Origin of the sequence: Agromyces sp. Soil535 (genome assembly GCF_001428255.1) — a bacterium.
Lineage (GTDB): Bacteria > Actinomycetota > Actinomycetes > Actinomycetales > Microbacteriaceae > Agromyces.
In genome coordinates, this window is record NZ_LMRW01000003.1 from 129989 (window position 1) to 146677 (window position 16689).

Genomic DNA, 16689 nt, shown 5'->3' on the forward strand with positions numbered 1-16689 from the left:
ACTCGCAGTCATTCCTTGGTTCCGCCCGCGGTCATTCCCTCGACGAGGAAGCGCTGCGCGAACAGGAAGATCAACAGGATGGGCGCGACCGAGAGCAGCGTCGCGAGCGCCAGTGTCGGCAACTGGATGACGATGCTGCCCACCGTCGTGGGGTTGAATGCCGGGACGTTCGCGAGCAGGTTCGCCAACCCGACCTGCACCGGGATCTTCTCTCCGCCGACCACGAGGAACGGGAGGAAGTAGTTGTTCCAGTTGCTGACGAAGCTGAAGAAACCCACCAGGGCGATGACGGGTGTGGCGAGCGGCATGGCCACCTGCGCGAACACCCGCAGCTCCCCCGCGCCGTCGATGCGCGCGGCATTCAAGAGGTCGCGCGACACCGCCGTCGAGAAGTAGATGTACGTCAGGTAGACCCCGAACGGGAAGAACGAGAACGGCAGGATCACGGCGAGCGGATTGCCGATGAGCCGTGCCGCGCTGAGCTCGAGGAAGATCGGCAGGACGAGTGCCGTGTTCGGGATCAGCATCACGATGAGCGTCGTGACGAGCAGGAGCCTGCGGCCCTTGAACTCGATGAGCGCCAGGGCATACCCCGCCGGGATGCTCACGAGGAGCGTGATGGCGAGCGCGGCGAACGAGTAGTAGGCCGAGTTGCCGATCCAGGTCGAGAAGACCCCGCTGCCGAAGGCGAAGAGCTCGTTCCAGTTCCCGGCCAGTTGGTCGAATGAACCGAAGCTGAACGGGCTTTCGAGCAGGAGCTGGGTGTTGCTCTTCGTGGGAGCCAGCAGCAGCCAGATGATCGGGAGGATGAAGAAGGCCGCGAAGACGAGCAGGACGATCGTCACGAGGGCACGCCCGATCCACTGTCCGGGGGTGAGGACCCTTCGACGGCGTACGGCGAGATCAGTCATGTTCGAAGAGCCTTCCGCGGAAGATGAAGACGGCCGACAACCCGAGCGCGACGACGAGCAGCACGAGCGAGATCGCCGCGGACCCGGAGAAGTCGTTCTGCCTGAAGGCGTAGAGGTAGGCCAGCTGGTTGAGCGAGTAGTCCTCGGGCACGACGTTCTTGGTCGCCTGTGCGAGGATCTTCGGCTCGACGAAGAGCTGCGTGCCGGCGGCCAGCGACATGATGCCCATGTAGCTGATCCACTTCTTCAGCATCGGGAGCTGGATGTGCCAGGCCGTCTGGATGGGGCCGGCACCGTCGATGCGCGCGGCCTCCATGATGTCGGAGCTGATGTTGTTGAGTGCGCCGTACATGATGACGATCCATCCGCCGGCTCCGGCCCAGAACGCGATCACCGTGAAGACGACCGGGAGGTTGTCGACCGCCACCACGTTGACCAGCGACTCGTACCCCATGCTCCTGAGGAGGCCCGAGACGGGGCTCACCGTGGGGTCGAGGACGAACAGCCAGAGCAGCACGCTGGAGGCGCCGGCGATGGCGCCGGGAATGTAGAAGAGGAAGCGCGCCGTGTTGCCGAGCCAGCGCACCCGGATGGCGTGCACGATGATCGCGAGGATCACCACGAACACGATGAGACTGATGAGCCAGTACACGATGTAGAGGGCGACATGGGCGACTGCCGGCAGGAACCGGTAGTCGTTGAACACGCGGACGAAGTTGTCCACGCCGACGAAGGCGCCGTTGCGTGTGAACGCGAGGTAGATGGCGTACAGCGTCGGGAGCAGGCCGAAGGCGAGCAGCAGCAGCGTGTAGCCGCTGACGAAGATGTAGCCGTACCGCGACTGTCCTGCATTCATCCGGCTGGCGCGCCGGCGCCCCGGCCGACGTCGCCCGGTGGGGACGACGTCGACCGGAGCGGGAGGAGCAGTGACGGTCATGTCACTTCACCGTGTATCCATTGACGGTGGCCTCGTTCTCGAGCTCCTTCTGCCAGGCCGGCAGCAGGGATTCGACGGTCTCGCCCGCGGCGATGCCGGGGATGACGACCTTCGACCAAGCCGTCTCGGGACTCCACGAAGTGACATTCCAGCCGTCCCAGATCTGGCCCGCGGCATCCGACATGACGGTCTCGAAGTCGTCGTTCACGAAGTAGGCGTCCCCGGCTAGCTTGTCGAGCCACTTCTCCGCGGCTGACGTGTAGGCCGGGTACCCGGAAGACGCCTCGACCTGGAACTCATCCGCGCTCGTGACGAACTCGAGGAACGTCTTGACGGCTTCGAGGTTCTTCGAGTGGCTCGACGCGTACCACTGGCCACCGCCGACGTTGCCGGCGGCAACCTCGCCGCCCTCCCACGAGAGGGGCGGTGCGACGCCGATCTGACCGGCCGGCGTGGCGAGGCCGCCTTGGAAGATGGCGCCGGTGTACCAGACCGGTCCTGGCATACCGACGAGCTTGTCGGCGTACTTTTCGGCGAACTCAGCGCTGAAGAAGCTGTCTTGTACGAGGGTGCCGTTGGCGAGCATGCCGTCGATGATCTTCGAGATGTTCTGTGCGTTCTCGTCGCTCGTGTCGGAGTGGAAGACTGCCGGCTCGGGAGACTGGAACACCGGCGACTGGGATCCGCCGTAGTAGACGTAGGTCATGAAGCTGTCGCCCATGCTGCCGAGGATGTACCCGGGGTGTTCAGCCGCGAGCTTGTCACCCAGTTCGCCGTACTCCTCCCACGTCGTGGGGACCTCGTAGCCGAACTGGTCGAGCAGCGTCTGGTTGTAGTAGAAGACCGTCTGGGCGAGGTCGTTGCGCAGACCGTAGACGGTGCCGTCGATCGTCGCGAAGTCGAGCGAACCGGGGGCGAAGCCGTCGAGAAACTCCTGGTCGAAGAAGCCCTTGTCGAGCGGCGCGGCGAAGCCCTGCTCACCGTTGGCGGTCTGCTTCGAGGCCCAGATGGCGTCGTTCTGCTGAGTGGAGAAGACGACGTCGGGCCAGCCCTCGCCCGCCTGGTCCATGAGGGTGATCTTGCTCTGGAACGAGCCGCTGCCGCCCGCGCCGCCGTCGTAGGTCTCGAGCTTGACCGGGATGTCGGGATAGGCCTCCTGGAATGCAGTGACGGCCGGCTCCCGTGAGGCGTCGACCCACACGGTGATCTCGCTGTCGGGCACCTGCTCGGCTTCGGTGAAGCCGAAGCTCCCCTCCACGGCTCCGGACCCACTGGGGGAGCATCCGCTGAGGACGAGCAGACCGGCTGCGGCTGCCGCCGCCACGGTCATCAGCCGAGTGAGTCGGCGTCGGGGGGACGATTGCTGTGACATGTCGTTTCCTGTTCTGGTCGGCGTCGCTGACGACAAAGCGCCCCGAGCGGGGTAAAGTGATTACATCATACGTCTTATCAACTAGCAAGGAAAGGTCATAGGTGTGACCAACAACGGCCGATATGCTGGCGCCATGTCCTTCGATGCGAGTGTCAGTGCTGAACGCACTTCCTCGTACCCGACGATCGCATCGCGCGCCAGGACTCCCCGCCTCGGAGTGACCGTCGTCGCCGGTCTCGTCGACGCCATCGTGCGCGGCGATCTCCCGCCGGGAAGCTCCCTTCCCCCCGAAGCCGTGCTCTGCGAGCAGTTCGGGGTGAGCCGCACGGTCATCCGCGAGTCGGTCAAGCGGCTCGAGGAGAAAGGACTCGTGACGGTCGCACAGGGACGCGGCACTCAGGTGCTCAACGCGGACTCGTGGAACATGGTCGACGCGACCGTGCTGTCGGCGCTCGTCGCGAACGATGCGACGCTCGGAACCCTCGACGATCTCAGTGTCGTGCGCGCGTCGCTCGAGGGGGTCATCGCGCGCGACGCAGCCGGCCGCCGCACGCCCGACGGGCTGGAGCGACTGCGCGAGGCACTCGTGCGCATGCGCGACACGATCGAAGACGAGCCTCGATTCAACGCCGCCGACGTGATCTTCCACGCGACGGTCGGCGAGCTGACCCAGAACCGCCTCGCCGTCAACCTCGTCACCACGCTGTTCGGACAGGCTCGCGAGAGCGCCCGGTTCAACCTGCCCAGCCAACTCGACGTGACGCTCCACGAGCACGAGCGGGTCTTCGCCGCCATCGAGGCCGGCGACCCCGATGCCGCCGAACAGACGATGCGCGCCCACATCCTCGACGCGTGGGAGCGCCGTCGTCCGCCGAGCCCTCGTCACTAGCACGTCATCGGCGCCACCCACGCTTCGCGGCCCCCTGGTCCACGTCGCGGCGCCATGACCGCGTCGAACGCCCGTCGCTCAATGCGTTGTCGCGTGCGCTTTCGGCACGTCAAGGCGGTGCGGCGCATGGCATCCGTCGTTGACCGTCGCGTTGTCGTGGTGCCGTGGCCGGTGTGGGCGCAGTTCGCGCTCGCGCAGGTGACCGAGTGGACCATGAAGGTGCCGCTCGTCGCGAAAGCGCAGGTGCGCATGCTTGCCGAGGGCGTGACGGATGCCGCGTCGACCGCGGCGTCCGCGCTCGCGGCGACGCCGCAGGACCCGCACTGGCACCCTGAGGACGACGTGCTCGTGCACTCGCTGTGGGCAGCCGATCTCGCTGCGGCCTACGCCGACGCCAGCGACATCCACCACGACCGGCGGGCGCTACTTCGCCGACTCCAGCCTGCCGAGCTACGACCCCGGCGCGACGAAGCTCCTCACGCATCGCGTGCTCGAGTTCCTCGCGCGGATCGGCCAGTGAGCGCCGACCACGCTGCGCTGTCATCGCCCGACGTCATCGCCTGACGTCGCCGGCCGACCGCGAGCCGCGAGCGGCAGCCCGATCACCAGCGTCGCCCCGGTCACGAGGTGCATCACGACGAGCACCACGAACACGGCGCCCGCTGCGCCCCCCGTCACTGGCGCGAGCAACGAGAGAGCGAGCACCGTCCAACCGATGATCGCGAAGACCCGGCCACTGTGCTTCACGAACCGTTCGAGCAGGGCGAGCACGCCCCACGCGCCGAGTCCGGCGACGAGGACCACGACGACGATCGACAGCGGCGTGATGGTCTGCGCCGCCGCGCCGGAGCCCACCGTGAGGTCGACGCCGGCGATGGGCACGGCGATCACCCAGACGATGAGCGGCGCCGCAATGGCCGCCGCGACGGTCGCAACCCTGCCGAGACGGCGGCGGCGTGAAGGTGAATTCTGCGCGGTCATCTCATCCATGCAGCTGACACTACGAGCGAGCGGCTCCACCCGGTAGCGTCGGATGTCCCTACCTCGACGGGACGGATGCTTCCGGTTCATGGCTCCCCAAGGGCCCGAGGACTAGTCGTCCAGGGTCCCCATCGTGAGGTTGACGATGGTGCCGGTCAGCCCGCTCGCGCGGTCGGACGCGAGGAACGCGGCCACGCCCGCCATCTCGTGCAGCGACATGAGCCGCCGCGGGTGCGTCCTGCTCGCGAGCAGCTCCTGCCACTGCTCCCACGTCAACCCGGTGGCGGCGGCGCGCGGTTCGAAGGCCTCGCGAATCGTGCTCGAGTCCTGCATCGCCTGCGGCCGAATCCCGACGACACGGATGCCGCGCGGCGCGAGCTCCGCCGAGAGCTCGCGGGTGAGGGCCTCCATCGCCGCCATCGCAGGCCCGTATCCACCCACGAGCGGAAGCCCGATCCGCGAGTGCAGCGTGGTGACCCGCATGATCACGCCCGACCCCGCCTGCGACATCCGTCGTGCTGCCAAGCGTGCCGTGAGGAAGTACGACCGCGTGTAGGCGTCGATCGGCCTGGCGAACTGCGCCACGTCGACGTCCACGAGGGGAACGCCGACGACGCCGGCATCCGGGATCCCGACGGCGTTGAACGAGATGTCGACCCGGCCCACCCGCTCGACCACCGACGCCAGGTGCGCATCGATCGCGCCCTCGTCGAGCGCGTCGACCTGGGCAGCCTCGGCGACTCCGCCGGCAGCACGGATGTCGGCCGCGACCGCCTCGACGGGTCCCCGCGCGTGTCCGGTGAGGAACACCTCCGCCCCCTCCTCGGCGAAGGCGCGCGCGACGGCACCTCCGATCGACCCTCCGGCTCCGTAGACCACCGCGATCTTGTTCTCCAGCAACATGGGGTTCCCTTTCGTCGCTGATGAAGACCCCGCGGATGCCGCGAACTGGGCTTCGGCCACCGCCCATTCCGTGTGACGGCCGGTGTCCATACAGTGAGGAGCAGGACGCTCCGGAGGCGGGTGACGAATCATGGGCGTGGTGGCGGACGACCTGGTCGCGCGGGCACGAGCGGGTGACGGTGAGGCGTTCCGTGAGCTGGTCGCGCCGCACCAGCGTGAACTGCAGGTGCACTGCTATCGGATGCTGGGCTCCATCAGCGACGCCGAGGATGCGCTGCAGGACACCCTGCTCGCCGCGTGGCAGGGCCTCGCGTCGTTCGAGGGCCGCTCGTCGCTTCGCACCTGGCTGTACCGCATCGCCACCAACCGGTGCCTCAATGCGCGGCGCGCGGCGGCGCGTCGCCCGGCGAAGGAGTGGGACGTGCCGCGAGTCGACCCACCTGAGCCCACCCGCCTCGGCGAGGTCGTCTGGCTCGAGCCCATCCCCGACGCCCTCCTCGAGGGCGTGATCGACCAGCCGCTCGGCCCCGCGGCTCGCTACGAACAGCGGGAGTCCATCTCCCTCGCATTCGTGACCGCGCTCCAACTCCTTCCGCCGCGTCAGGTGGCCGTGCTCGTGCTGCGTGACGTGCTCGGCTATCCCGCATCCGAGGTGGCCGCCATGCTCGACACGTCCGTCGACTCGGTCACGAGTGCCCTCAAGCGGGCGCGGGCCACCCTGCAGCGCCGGATGCCGCGGAACGAGCCGCCGCCTCCGCCGGGCTCACCCGCCGAAGCCGCGCTCGCTGCACAATTCGCCGACGCCTACGAGTCGGCCGACCTCGGGGCCCTCATCGCGCTGCTCACCGACGACGTGTTCATCTCGATGCCGCCGATGCCGTTCGAGTACGAGGGACGCGAGCCGGCGGCGCGGTTCTTCGGTGCCATCTTCGACGCCGGGCGCCGCTTCGACCTCGTGCCGACGTGGGCGAACGGGCAGCCGGCCTTCGGCGCCTACCTGCGCGACGCCGGCGGCGCGCGCCACGGAGTCGGCCTCTTCGTCCTCACGCTCGCCGGCGATCGCATCCGAGCCCTGACCCGATTCGAGAACACCGTGCTCCCGTGGTTCGGGTTGNGAGGCCGAGTGCGAGCGCGCATGGAACGCCGCCCACCTCGCCTACCTGCGCGACGCCGGCGGCGCGCGCCACGGAGTCGGCCTCTTCGTCCTCACGCTCGCCGGCGATCGCATCCGAGCCCTGACCCGATTCGAGAACACCGTGCTCCCGTGGTTCGGGTTGCCSCGGCAGCTTCCCGASCGGTAGGACGACCGTCCGACGTCAGAGCGCGCCGGTCGCCGCCGTCTCCCGTACACGCGGCCCGCCGTCGAACACCAGCAGCCGATCGGCCAGCTTGTCGACGAAGAACCGATCGTGGCTCACCACGACGACGGCGCCCGGGAAGTGCGTCAGCGCCCGCTCCATCACCTGGGTCGACGTGATGTCGAGGTGGTTCGTCGGCTCGTCGAGCACGATCACCGCCGCCCCCGAGAGCAGGCACTGGGCGATCGCGACACGGGCGCGCTGACCGCCCGAGAGGGTGCCGATCTTCTGCTGCAGGTCGGCCTCGGAGAACTGCAGCATGGCCAGGAACCGGTTCACGCTCTTCTTCGTCGCCGTGAACGCCAACGAGTCCGGATACGCGTTCACCGCATGCCCGACCGTGTCGGCCAGATCGAGCGCAGCGTAGACCCGGTTGTACGACACGAACCGCACGCCCTTCGCCCAACGCACCGTCCCGGCATCCGCTTCGGTGTCACCGGTGAGCACGTCCAGCAGGGTCGACTTGCCCGACCCGTTCGAGCCGAGCACCGCGACCCGGTCGCCGCGCTGCAGGTCGAACGAGAGGTCCTCGAACAGCGGCGTGCCGTTGAACCCCTTCGCCAGCCCGGTCACGGTGAGCAGGTCGTTGCTGACCCGCAGCCCGTCGTAGATCGCGGTGATGATCTGGTCGATCGGGCGCGGCGCCTGACGCTTCTTGATGTCGGCGAGCCGGCGCGCGACCGCGTTCGACGGGTTCCGGGCCGCCTCACGACGCGCCGTCGACGCGGCCTGCTCGTAGGCCAGCAGCTCCTCCTCGTGCGCGAACTGGCGCTCGAGCATCTTCAGCCGCGACTGCTTCGCGTGCACATACGCCGAGTAATTGCCCTCGTACTCCTGCAGCCGGGAGTTCTCGATCTCGACGATGCGGTCGACCACCCCGTCGAGGAACTGCCGGTCGTGCGAGACCACCAGCACCGCGCCCGCGAACCCGCCGAGCCAGCCCTCGATCCAGCGCACCCCGTCGAGGTCGAGGAAGTTCGTCGGCTCGTCGAGCAGCAGCACATCGGGCGCCTGCACCAAGATCAGCGCGAGCGCGGCGCGGTTGCGCCATCCGCCCGACAGCCGGTCGACGGGCAGGTGCCGCCGCTCCTCGTCGAAACCGAGGCTCGTGAGCACCGTGTCGATGGTGTTCTCGTACGTCCAGCCGCCGACCGCGTCCATGCGCTCGAACAGCTCGCCCTGCTCGGCGAGCAGGGCCGTCATCGCGGCATCCGTCATCGGCTCGGCCAGCAGCGCACCGATCTCGTCGAGGCGCTCCTGCGTCTCGTGCACCGCGGTGAAATGGGCGCTCAGCGTCTCGTAGATACTCTGCTCGCCGTCGAGCTCGGAGAACTGCGAGAAGTACCCGATCGTGGTGCCCAGGGTCACGTCGGCGGTGCCGCCCGTCGGCTCCCGCCGCCCGAGCACCAGCTCGAGGAACGTCGTCTTGCCCGTGCCGTTCTTGCCGATAAGCCCGATGCGGTCGCCCCGCCGCAGCTTGAGGAACGCCTCGCGCAGCACCGGACGCCCGTCGAACTCCATGCTCACGTCGTTCAGGCGGATCAGGCTCACGGGTGTCCTTGCTATGGGTGGGGGCGGTGACGGCCGGCGGCACACACAGCGAACCTCGACGCAATTCAGCGGCCGGACACACTCGCTCGTCTGCGACCGACGGGTCGTAGTATCTCAGGTCGTCCTCTGTTCTCGAACTTGACCCGCACGACTCCGTCTCGGCCGCGTGCCCTGTCGGCACCACGCATTCGTCGGTCTCGGTACCGACGCTACCGCTGTGGATGAAGGGTCGGCACAGGTCCTGCCTGCACGACGACGGCATGCCGAGTGGGTCGGAAGGCGCGATCCAAGGGACTGTCGGTGGTGCGCGCGACGATCAACTCATGGAATCGGGCAGCGTCTTCATCGAGGTCACTGGGTGGAGCGATTGGGTGCGCAGGGAGTGGGCCGAACGCGCCCCGAAGACGCTCGCCGAACTGCACGACCCCGACGCCTTCTTCTCGGTGATCGATGGCGAGCTGAACTCGAAATACGCCGAACGCACGCGAACCCTCGGCCGCATCGTCGACGCCGACATCCTGCTCACCCAGATCGCGTCCGGCATCCCGGTCGAGCAATGGACCTCGCGCTCGCTCGACGAACGCCGACGAGAAGCGGTCGCACTGGTGACCGACTTCCTGCTGTTCGACCCGCGGGGGCACGCAGCACGAGTCGAAGAGCTGTCGAACCTGACCCCGAGCCTTCCGACGCCGGCGGCGTTCGCCCGCACTATCGCGGTGTCCACACTTGACTCGGCACTTGTGGCCTGGGCACTTGGCGATTCGAGCGCAGATGCCGCGGACGAGTCGGTGCAAGTCAAGGCTCGCCGAGAGCTCGCCGAGCTGTATGCCCTGCACCGAGTGAACACACCGCTCTCGGGGCTCACCCAACGCCAGCTCTCCACGCGCCTCTTCGTCTTCCGCAAGGTGCAGCGCGCATACGCGCACGCGAGGTCCGATGTTGCCCAGGCTGAAGCGCTCGTCCGGCAGGCGACCGGCGATCTGACCTGATCGAGCCCGCACCCGGCCCGGGCCGCTCACCCGAGCGGGTGACTCGGGCTCCAGCGCGCGAACGCGAGCCGCGCTGCGGTGACCCGTCGAAGGAAGGTTGGCAACAATGCTACAATGGCGGCTATCTCGATCGTTCGGAGGTGATCTCCTGTCAACCGTGACCTCACGAGACTTCAACAATGATGTCGCCGCTGCGAAACGCCGCGCCGCCATCGAACCCGTGATCATCACCGACCGAGGCCGACCGTCCTTCGTGCTGATGTCGATGAGCGAGTTCACTCGGCTCCGCGGCCCGCGCGGTCGCATCGTCGACGCGCTCCGCATGAGCGAAGACGTCTCGTTCGAGACGCCTCGAGTCGACATCGAGCTCCGGGTACCCGAGCTGTGAGCTGGCTGCTCGACACGAACGTGATCAGCGAGTTGCGCAAGCCTGCGCACACGGCCGACCCCGGTGTGATCGCCTGGGCCGTCGAACAAGAGATTGAGACGCTTCATCTCTGCGCGATCACCGTACTCGAACTCGAGATCGGCGTGCGCCGCAAGGAGCGGGCCGATGCCGAGCAGGGAGCACTCTTGCGTGGCTGGCTCGACGGCAGCGTGCTGCCGGCATTCGCAGGTCGCATCCTTCCTATCGACACGACAGTGGCGATACGCGCCGGGACGCTCGATGTTCCCGACCCACGACCTGAGCGCGATGCGCTCATCGCAGCAACCGCCGCCGTGCACGGGCTCACGGTCGTCACGCGCAATGTACGCGACTTCGCCCCGCTCGAAGTGCCGCTGCTGAACCCGTGGAGCGCCTGAAGGCGCACGCGTGCCGTGGGCTGCGCAACAGGTCGCCCCCGGTGTTCGCGACCGTCGGCTTCCGCCGAGAAGCCCATCCGGCCCATCCCCATCGACGACGTCGTCTCGCGGGGCGGACGCCCGGTCACGGTCGTGCCGCTGCCCGACTGACGCGGCGATCAGTGCCCGCACCGATGCCGTTTCGCGGGCATCAGAGCACAATGCGGAGCATGAAGCTTCGAATCCTGTTCGCACTCACCGACGCCGGTGGCACTGTTCCGCCCGAAGTCGGTGTCGCCCGTCGACTCGTGGATCGCGGGCATCTGATCACCGTATGCGCGGACGAGTCCATGGCGGACCAGGTCCTCCGAACCGGCGCGACGTTCGTCCCATGGACCTCGCGCCCGGCCGGAGAATTCCGCGACTGGGAGCTGCGCACCCCGACGAGCCTCGCGCGGGGCATGGCCGAGCACATGTTCACCGGACCCGCGCCGGGCCAGGCATCCGACACCACGAACGCGATCGACGCGGTGCGGCCGGAGCTCGTGGTGACGTCCTTCATGGCCGTCGGCGCCATGATCGCGGCCGAGGCTCGCGGGATTCCGTTCGACGTGCTCATCCCGAACATCTACCCCATGCCCTCGCCCGGAGCGTCGGCGCTCGGCACCGGTCTCGCCCCAGGGCGAGGGCCGCTCGGGCGGGTGCGCGATCGGACGGTGAACGCGGGAGCCACTCGCCTGTTCGACCGGTACACGCTCGCTCCCATCAACGCGCTTCGCGGTGAGCTCGGCCTCGATCCGGTCGCGCACACGTGGGACCAGCTGCACCGCGCACGACGAGAGCTCGTGCTCACCTCCGAGGCGTTCGACTTTCCGGCGCAGTTGCGGGACAACGCCCGCTACGTCGGGCCCATCCTCGACGATCCCGCCTGGGCAGCCGACGAGGCATGGGAACCTCCCGCGGGCGACGAGCCCCTCGTCCTGGTGGCCATGTCGTCGACGTTCCAGAATCACGTCGCGTGCATGCAGCGGATCGTCGACGCCCTCGAGAGCCTGCCCGTACGAGGGCTGGTGACCACGGGTCCCGCGGTCGCGCCCGACGCGATCCGCTCACCGGCGAACGTCACCGTGGTGAGCTCGGCGCCGCATCGCGAGGTCATGCGCGAGGCCGACCTCGTCGTCACCCACGGCGGTCACGGCACCGTGATCAAGACGCTTGCGGCGGAGCGGCCGCTCGTCATCCTCCACCACGGCCGCGATCAGGCGGCCAACGCCGTTCGGGTCACGAGCCGAGGCGCCGGCGTCGCGGTCTCACGCCGCGCACCGGCGCGGACGATCGCCCGCGCCATCGCCGAGGTGCTCGGCGACGACGAGTACCGGCGCGCCGCGGCAGAGCTCGGCCGGGTTGTGGCACGGGATGCCGCGAGCAGCGCGCTGCTCGACGAGCTCGAGCAGCCGATCCCGGCGAGCGGCCGGTCGACCGATCGAACGCCGACGGCCGGAACGTAGGACGCGCGGCGACGATTGCCTCGATGTCGTCAGCGCGAATCGACGCGGCGCTCGCCACGGTCTCCGAGTGATCTGCTCGGCTGGGTTGGTTCTTGATATCGGTTGAGCGTGGCGTATCACTCGGGCACGGAGTTCCACTTCCCGAGCGGCACGCTGTTGAGCGCGTAGCCATATGCCGCGTCGCCGACTCTCGGCATGAGCTGCTCGTCGAGCACGAACAAGATGTCGTCGCCGATCGGCCAGTACACGTCCAGACCTTCGGGCGCGCCAGTGTCGAGCTGGTAGACCGTCGCCTCGGGATCAAGCGCCGTGCCCTGTCCGATACTCCACGTGCCCTCGTTCACCTGGCGATCGTTGCTCACCCCAACCCGGAGCCGTGACATGACGTACGTCGTCGGCTCGTTCGACTCCGCGTCGCGGTAGAGCACGAGGCTGAACTTCACGCGCTGGCAATCCTCCGCCGGCGAGTCGTCGACCGCGCACGGCACGTGGTTCTCGAAATCGACGAACGCCGGGTCGCCCGAGTCGTTCGTTGCGGGATACCAAGGTGGGAACGCCATCTGCCGAGCGGGCGCGTTCGCTGCGAGCACCCAGGCAACCACGGCTAACACCGCGATCGCCCCGCCGACGATCGCTGCGATTATCCATACGGTGCGCTTGATCAACCTGAGTCACCTTGGCAGCAGCGTAAGACGTTTCGCGCGGCCGCAGCAACGGGGGTACCGGAGCGCCCTGCCTATCCGGCCATGACGTCGCTGATGGCGTCCATGACGATATCCGGTTGGTCGTCCTGGATGTTGTGGCCCGTGTCCTCCACGTCGATGAGTGTGCCGTGCGTCGACTCGGCGGCGAGCTCCCTGAAGCCGTCGTCGAAGGCCGCCTCCGTCGCCGCGTGGTAGCTGTCGGGCAGGCCGGGCACGGGTGGAGGACCTGGCCCCTGGAGCACGACGGTCGGGAGGTCCCCGAAGATCGGCCCGGGCTCGTCGAGCAGCGTCGCCACCTCCTCGTCGCTCGCCGCGAGGAGGAGGTGCTCGGGGCTCTGGGCCGGGTCGTAGAGGAAGTCGGTCAGGAAGCGGCGTTCTTCGGCTACCTCCGGTGATTCGTCGGGTTTCTCGGGAGGCAATGCGGCCCGCTGCGCGGCGCCGACGCGCGGGGGTAACGGGTCGATCAGCACCACTCCGGCGACGCGCTCCGGAGCACGAGCCACGAGCCCGATGGCAGGATGTGAGCCGAGGGAGTGCGCGGCCACGATGACCGGCTCCTGCAGGTCGGCGGCATCGAGCAGCGCCACCAGGTCAGTCACCTGGTCCTCCGTGGTGCGGCTGGCCTCCGGCGCCGGGTCGCTCCCGCCGACTCCGGCCCGGTCGTAGGCGCACAAGTGGTGGCCGTCGGCGGCGAACTCGCCGGCCATGAGCTCCCAGGACGACGTGGTGGGCCCTTGACCTGTGATGAGGAGGACAGTGGGCTCGCCGGCAACCCGCTCGCCCCAGCACTCCAGGTGGAGCGCCCGACCCCCGATGTCGATCTGCTCCGAGGACCTGGCGATCTCGTCCGCGGCATCCGACGTGCCGGAGGTGTCCCGGGTGCCGGCCGGGCTCGGCTCCCCCCGGCCCTCGGCGCACCCAGCCCCGAGGAGGGCGGTCGCGACAGCAAGGAAGACGACGCGCCGGAAACGTGCCTCCATGCGCATCATGGTCCTCCGCCTTGGGTCGCGCACGCAACCGGGCAGGCACGCTCGTGGCGAGCAGCTCCTCCTCGTGCGCGAACTGGCGCTCGAGCATCTTCAGCCGCGACTGCTTCGCGTGCACGTACGCCGAGTTGTTTCCTTGATATTCCTGAAGTCGGTGGTTCTCGATCTCGACCTATGCACCCAACCCGCGCTCTCGCGCCGCCGCCGCCGCCGCGACCCGGCTCGGCACCTGCAGACGGGTGAGCAACTCCGACACGGTGTTCGCCACCGTCTTCGATGTCACATCCAGCTCGGTGGCGATCGCAGCGTTGTCGAGCCCTCGCGCCAGGCCACGGAGCACCTCGAACTGTCGCGCGCTGAGCTCAGGGAACTCACCGCGGCCGCCGACCTCGCCCCGCGCCAACAGCGACCGTGCCGCATTCGACAGCGCGCTCCCGACGACCAGTTGCCCGGCATGCACGGCCTGGATGGCCGCTGCGATCTCGGCACGTCCGCTCGACTTCGACAGGTACCCGCTCGCCCCCACCTGGAACGCGGCGACCAGGGTGCCCGGATCCTCGAGCATCGTGAGAATGAGCACCCGCGCTCCCCCGTCGACGATGCGTTTCGTCGCGGCGAGACCGCCGATGCCGGCCATCGACACGTCCATCACGACGAGGTCGGGGTCGAGCTCATGGGCCAGAGACACTGCCGCCTCGCCGGAGTCGCCGAACCCGACCACCTCCACGCCGGACACCGACCCGAGCAAGGCGGCCAGCCCATCGCGCACCATCGGGTGGTCGTCCACCACCAGCACGCGCACCGTCATGACGCCACCAACGGCAGTTCCACCGAGACATCCGTGCCATCTGGTCGCCGCTGCACCGAGAACGCGCCGCCGAGCAGTTCGGCGCGCTCCTGCATCGAGGCGATGCCGACCCCCGGCTTCCAATCCCCGTCGGAGCTGCCGCCGTCATCCGTGATCTTCAGCATGAGGCGATCGCGGGCCGACCAGAGGTGCACCGCGATCGTGCGACCACCGGAATGCCGTAGCGCATTCGACACCGCCTCGGTGCAGATGCGGTACGCCGCCGCCTCGACGCTCGGCGACACTGTCGGCAGGCTCTTGCCGCCGCGCAACACCACATCCACTCGCCGGCCGGCCGACGAGATCGCCGCGGTCCGCTGGCGGAGCGCCGCGACCAGACCGGCCGCGTCCAATTCTTGCGGTCGAAGATCGTTGATGACGGCGCGGATGGACTGGTGGATGCCGGCCACATCCGTGCGCACGGCCGAGAGCACGGGTCGGAGGGCAACCGGATCGTCCACGAGCTCTGCGGCGGCCTCCAACTTGAACGACAACCCCGTGATCGCCGACGCCACACCGTCGTGCAGTTCGCGCTGCACCCGCAGTCGCTCGGCTTCGGCGACATCGACGACATGACGGCGGGATGCGATGAGCTCCTGCGTCAGTCGTCGCGAACCTGCGAGCAACGCGAGCACCGGTGCGACCAGCTCCAGCACATCGCGGTCGGATCGGGTGAGGCCCGCCTGTCCGGGCCGCACGCCGACGACCAGACGGCCTGACGGCCGCTCATCCTGCACGAGGGGGAACTCCACCACCGACTCGACCCGCTCCCCGGTCGTCACCGCCTCCAAGCCGTCGACCTCGAGCGACAGCCACGGCAGGCGGAGGGATGCCGCGAGCCGGCCGAGCAACTCCGCCGACTCCCCACCGCTCGACACCTCCCGCGCCACGAGCTGCATCACGTGCACCGGTTCGGATCGACGCCCGTAGAGCAGGCGGTCGACCACCCGCTGCAGGAATCGGCGCAACGGATCGAACGCGAGCGCGACCAGCAGCGCGACGATGATCGAGCTCACCGTCGACTGGAGCACCAGGCTCAGCAGCGCGACTGCACCGATGTAGGCGAGCACCACGACGGCCGTGAGCACGGTCCATGCGAGTGCCCGCGAGAACACGAGCGTGATGTCGAGCAGCCGGTGCCGCAGCACCGCGATCAGGATCGCGATCGGAATGAGCGTGTAGACGAGCAGCAGCGAGTTGTCGCCGAGCCCGAACACCGTGAGCGGCACCGAAACCACGAACGCGACGAGGCCAGCGAGTGCGACCCACAGCACCTGGCGGCGCACGGTCTCGGATCCGCGGATGTACACGACGACCAGGCGAGCGAGGAGTGCGAACCAGATGACGGTCGATGCGATGTTCACCACGCTCCAGAGCACCGCGAGGAGCTCGAATCCCGGCGCGCTGAGCGGATTCACGTCGCTGGGCGCATTCGCGAGCCTGGCGAAGACTCCGCCGAAGAGGCCGACGAATCCAAGGCCGCTCAGTCCGACGATCACCGCCGCGACCCGCTCGGGCGCGTTCGAGAGCCGTCCGGTGGGGAACAAGAGCAGGGCGAACGGCAGTGCGAGCCCGATGGCGATGCTCCACGCGCTGACGCCCAGACCGGCAAGTACCGCGACCAACGACTCCGGCCAGCCGTGCTCTGCGGCGTAAGCCGACGCAGGGGTCGCCGCGGCGGACACGAGGTAGGCCAGACCGCCGCCGAGCAGCAACCAGCCGAGCACATTGCGCGGCCGGGCGAGCGCGAGCAGGGTGCCGCAGATCGCGAGGCTCGCACCGTTGACGAGGTTGCTCAGCGCATAACTCTCGAACGCGTCAGCCAGCGTCCAACCGTTGCCGACGAAGAACGTGACCGTGACGACGACGAGCGCGGCCGCGACCGTGCCGCCGGCGATGCCGACGGCACGGAGCACGGGCTGAGTCATGGTGAGGACTGAGTCATGGTGAGGTCAGTGTTCCACAGTCAC

At 68.4% G+C, this 16689-nt stretch carries 17 protein-coding genes; 7 read left to right on the forward strand and 10 right to left on the reverse strand.

Features of this window, described 5'->3' with window-relative positions:
• Positions 1-8: 8 nt before the first annotated feature.
• The 3 genes from ASG80_RS04870 to ASG80_RS04880 are packed head-to-tail and all read right to left on the reverse strand — an operon-like array spanning position 9 to position 3178.
• Positions 9-911 carry a carbohydrate ABC transporter permease gene (locus ASG80_RS04870; RefSeq protein ID WP_056729047.1) on the reverse strand — a complete coding sequence of 301 codons (903 nt, stop codon included), beginning with the start codon at positions 909-911 and terminating at the stop codon, positions 9-11.
• Positions 904-1848: a carbohydrate ABC transporter permease gene (locus tag ASG80_RS04875; protein WP_082589770.1), complete on the reverse strand. Its 945-nt coding sequence runs from the start codon at positions 1846-1848 to the stop codon at positions 904-906. The genes ASG80_RS04870 and ASG80_RS04875 overlap by 8 nt, the downstream gene beginning before the upstream one ends.
• 1 nt (position 1849) lies before the next feature.
• Entirely contained in the window at positions 1850-3178 is a 1329-nt protein-coding gene (locus ASG80_RS04880) for an ABC transporter substrate-binding protein (protein WP_235508175.1), read from the reverse strand.
• 175 nt (positions 3179-3353) lie between these two features.
• On the opposite strand from ASG80_RS04880, the gene ASG80_RS04885 reads away from it, so the two are divergent.
• Both ASG80_RS04885 and ASG80_RS24095 read left to right on the forward strand, forming a co-directional pair.
• Complete coding sequence (locus tag ASG80_RS04885; protein WP_082589794.1) at positions 3354-4109, forward strand: FadR/GntR family transcriptional regulator; 756 nt, start codon at positions 3354-3356, stop codon at positions 4107-4109.
• A 126-nt stretch (positions 4110-4235) separates the two neighbouring features.
• A complete protein-coding gene (locus tag ASG80_RS24095) occupies positions 4236-4673 on the forward strand; it encodes a hypothetical protein (RefSeq protein WP_200952496.1) in 438 nt (145 codons plus the stop codon).
• On the opposite strand, the gene ASG80_RS04895 is transcribed toward ASG80_RS24095, so the two are convergent.
• Together ASG80_RS04895 and ASG80_RS04900 are read right to left on the reverse strand one after the other, a co-directional pair.
• Positions 4650-5099, reverse strand: a complete 450-nt coding sequence (locus ASG80_RS04895; RefSeq protein WP_056729050.1) for a DUF6069 family protein — start codon at positions 5097-5099, stop codon at positions 4650-4652. The genes ASG80_RS24095 and ASG80_RS04895 overlap by 24 nt on opposite strands.
• Positions 5100-5201: 102 nt before the next feature.
• On the reverse strand, positions 5202-5993 hold the full coding sequence (locus ASG80_RS04900; RefSeq protein ID WP_056729051.1) for an SDR family NAD(P)-dependent oxidoreductase: 792 nt from the start codon (positions 5991-5993) through the stop codon (positions 5202-5204).
• A gap of 130 nt (positions 5994-6123) precedes the next feature.
• Between ASG80_RS04900 and ASG80_RS24350 the strand changes: the two genes are divergently transcribed.
• Positions 6124-7107 (forward strand): RNA polymerase subunit sigma-70 (locus ASG80_RS24350; RefSeq protein WP_235508176.1); only part of this gene is annotated, 984 nt, incomplete at its 3' end.
• A 202-nt stretch (positions 7108-7309) separates the two neighbouring features.
• Here ASG80_RS24350 and ASG80_RS04905 read toward each other — a convergent pair.
• On the reverse strand, positions 7310-8902 hold the full coding sequence (locus ASG80_RS04905; protein WP_056729052.1) for an ABC-F family ATP-binding cassette domain-containing protein: 1593 nt from the start codon (positions 8900-8902) through the stop codon (positions 7310-7312).
• Between the two features lie 323 nt (positions 8903-9225).
• Between ASG80_RS04905 and ASG80_RS04910 the strand changes: the two genes are divergently transcribed.
• The 4 genes from ASG80_RS04910 (at position 9226) to ASG80_RS04925 (ending at position 12182) form a co-directional block, all read left to right on the forward strand.
• The gene (locus tag ASG80_RS04910) at positions 9226-9891 is read left to right on the forward strand and encodes a hypothetical protein (RefSeq protein ID WP_056729053.1); all 666 of its coding nucleotides are present in this window, start codon (positions 9226-9228) and stop codon (positions 9889-9891) included.
• Positions 9892-10048: 157 nt separating this feature from the next.
• Positions 10049-10279, forward strand: a complete 231-nt coding sequence (locus ASG80_RS04915) for a type II toxin-antitoxin system prevent-host-death family antitoxin (RefSeq protein WP_235508177.1) — start codon at positions 10049-10051, stop codon at positions 10277-10279.
• Positions 10276-10695 carry a type II toxin-antitoxin system VapC family toxin gene (locus ASG80_RS04920; protein WP_056729054.1) on the forward strand — a complete coding sequence of 140 codons (420 nt, stop codon included), beginning with the start codon at positions 10276-10278 and terminating at the stop codon, positions 10693-10695. The genes ASG80_RS04915 and ASG80_RS04920 overlap by 4 nt, the downstream gene beginning before the upstream one ends.
• A gap of 209 nt (positions 10696-10904) precedes the next feature.
• A complete protein-coding gene (locus ASG80_RS04925) occupies positions 10905-12182 on the forward strand; it encodes a glycosyltransferase (RefSeq protein ID WP_056729189.1) in 1278 nt (425 codons plus the stop codon).
• A 116-nt stretch (positions 12183-12298) separates the two neighbouring features.
• Here the strand turns inward: ASG80_RS04925 and ASG80_RS04930 are convergent, their stop codons facing one another.
• The 4 genes from ASG80_RS04930 to ASG80_RS04945 form a co-directional block, all read right to left on the reverse strand.
• Complete coding sequence (locus ASG80_RS04930) at positions 12299-12847, reverse strand: copper resistance protein NlpE N-terminal domain-containing protein (RefSeq protein ID WP_156401658.1); 549 nt, start codon at positions 12845-12847, stop codon at positions 12299-12301.
• A gap of 71 nt (positions 12848-12918) precedes the next feature.
• Positions 12919-13866: an alpha/beta fold hydrolase gene (locus tag ASG80_RS04935; protein ID WP_162256595.1), complete on the reverse strand. Its 948-nt coding sequence runs from the start codon at positions 13864-13866 to the stop codon at positions 12919-12921.
• A 178-nt stretch (positions 13867-14044) separates the two neighbouring features.
• Positions 14045-14680, reverse strand: coding sequence for a response regulator transcription factor (locus ASG80_RS04940; RefSeq protein WP_056729057.1), 636 nt, complete (start codon positions 14678-14680; stop codon positions 14045-14047).
• Positions 14677-16647 (reverse strand): histidine kinase, encoded by a 1971-nt coding sequence (locus ASG80_RS04945; RefSeq protein ID WP_056729058.1) that lies wholly within the window; start codon positions 16645-16647, stop codon positions 14677-14679. The genes ASG80_RS04940 and ASG80_RS04945 overlap by 4 nt, the downstream gene beginning before the upstream one ends.
• Positions 16648-16689: the final 42 nt, after the last annotated feature.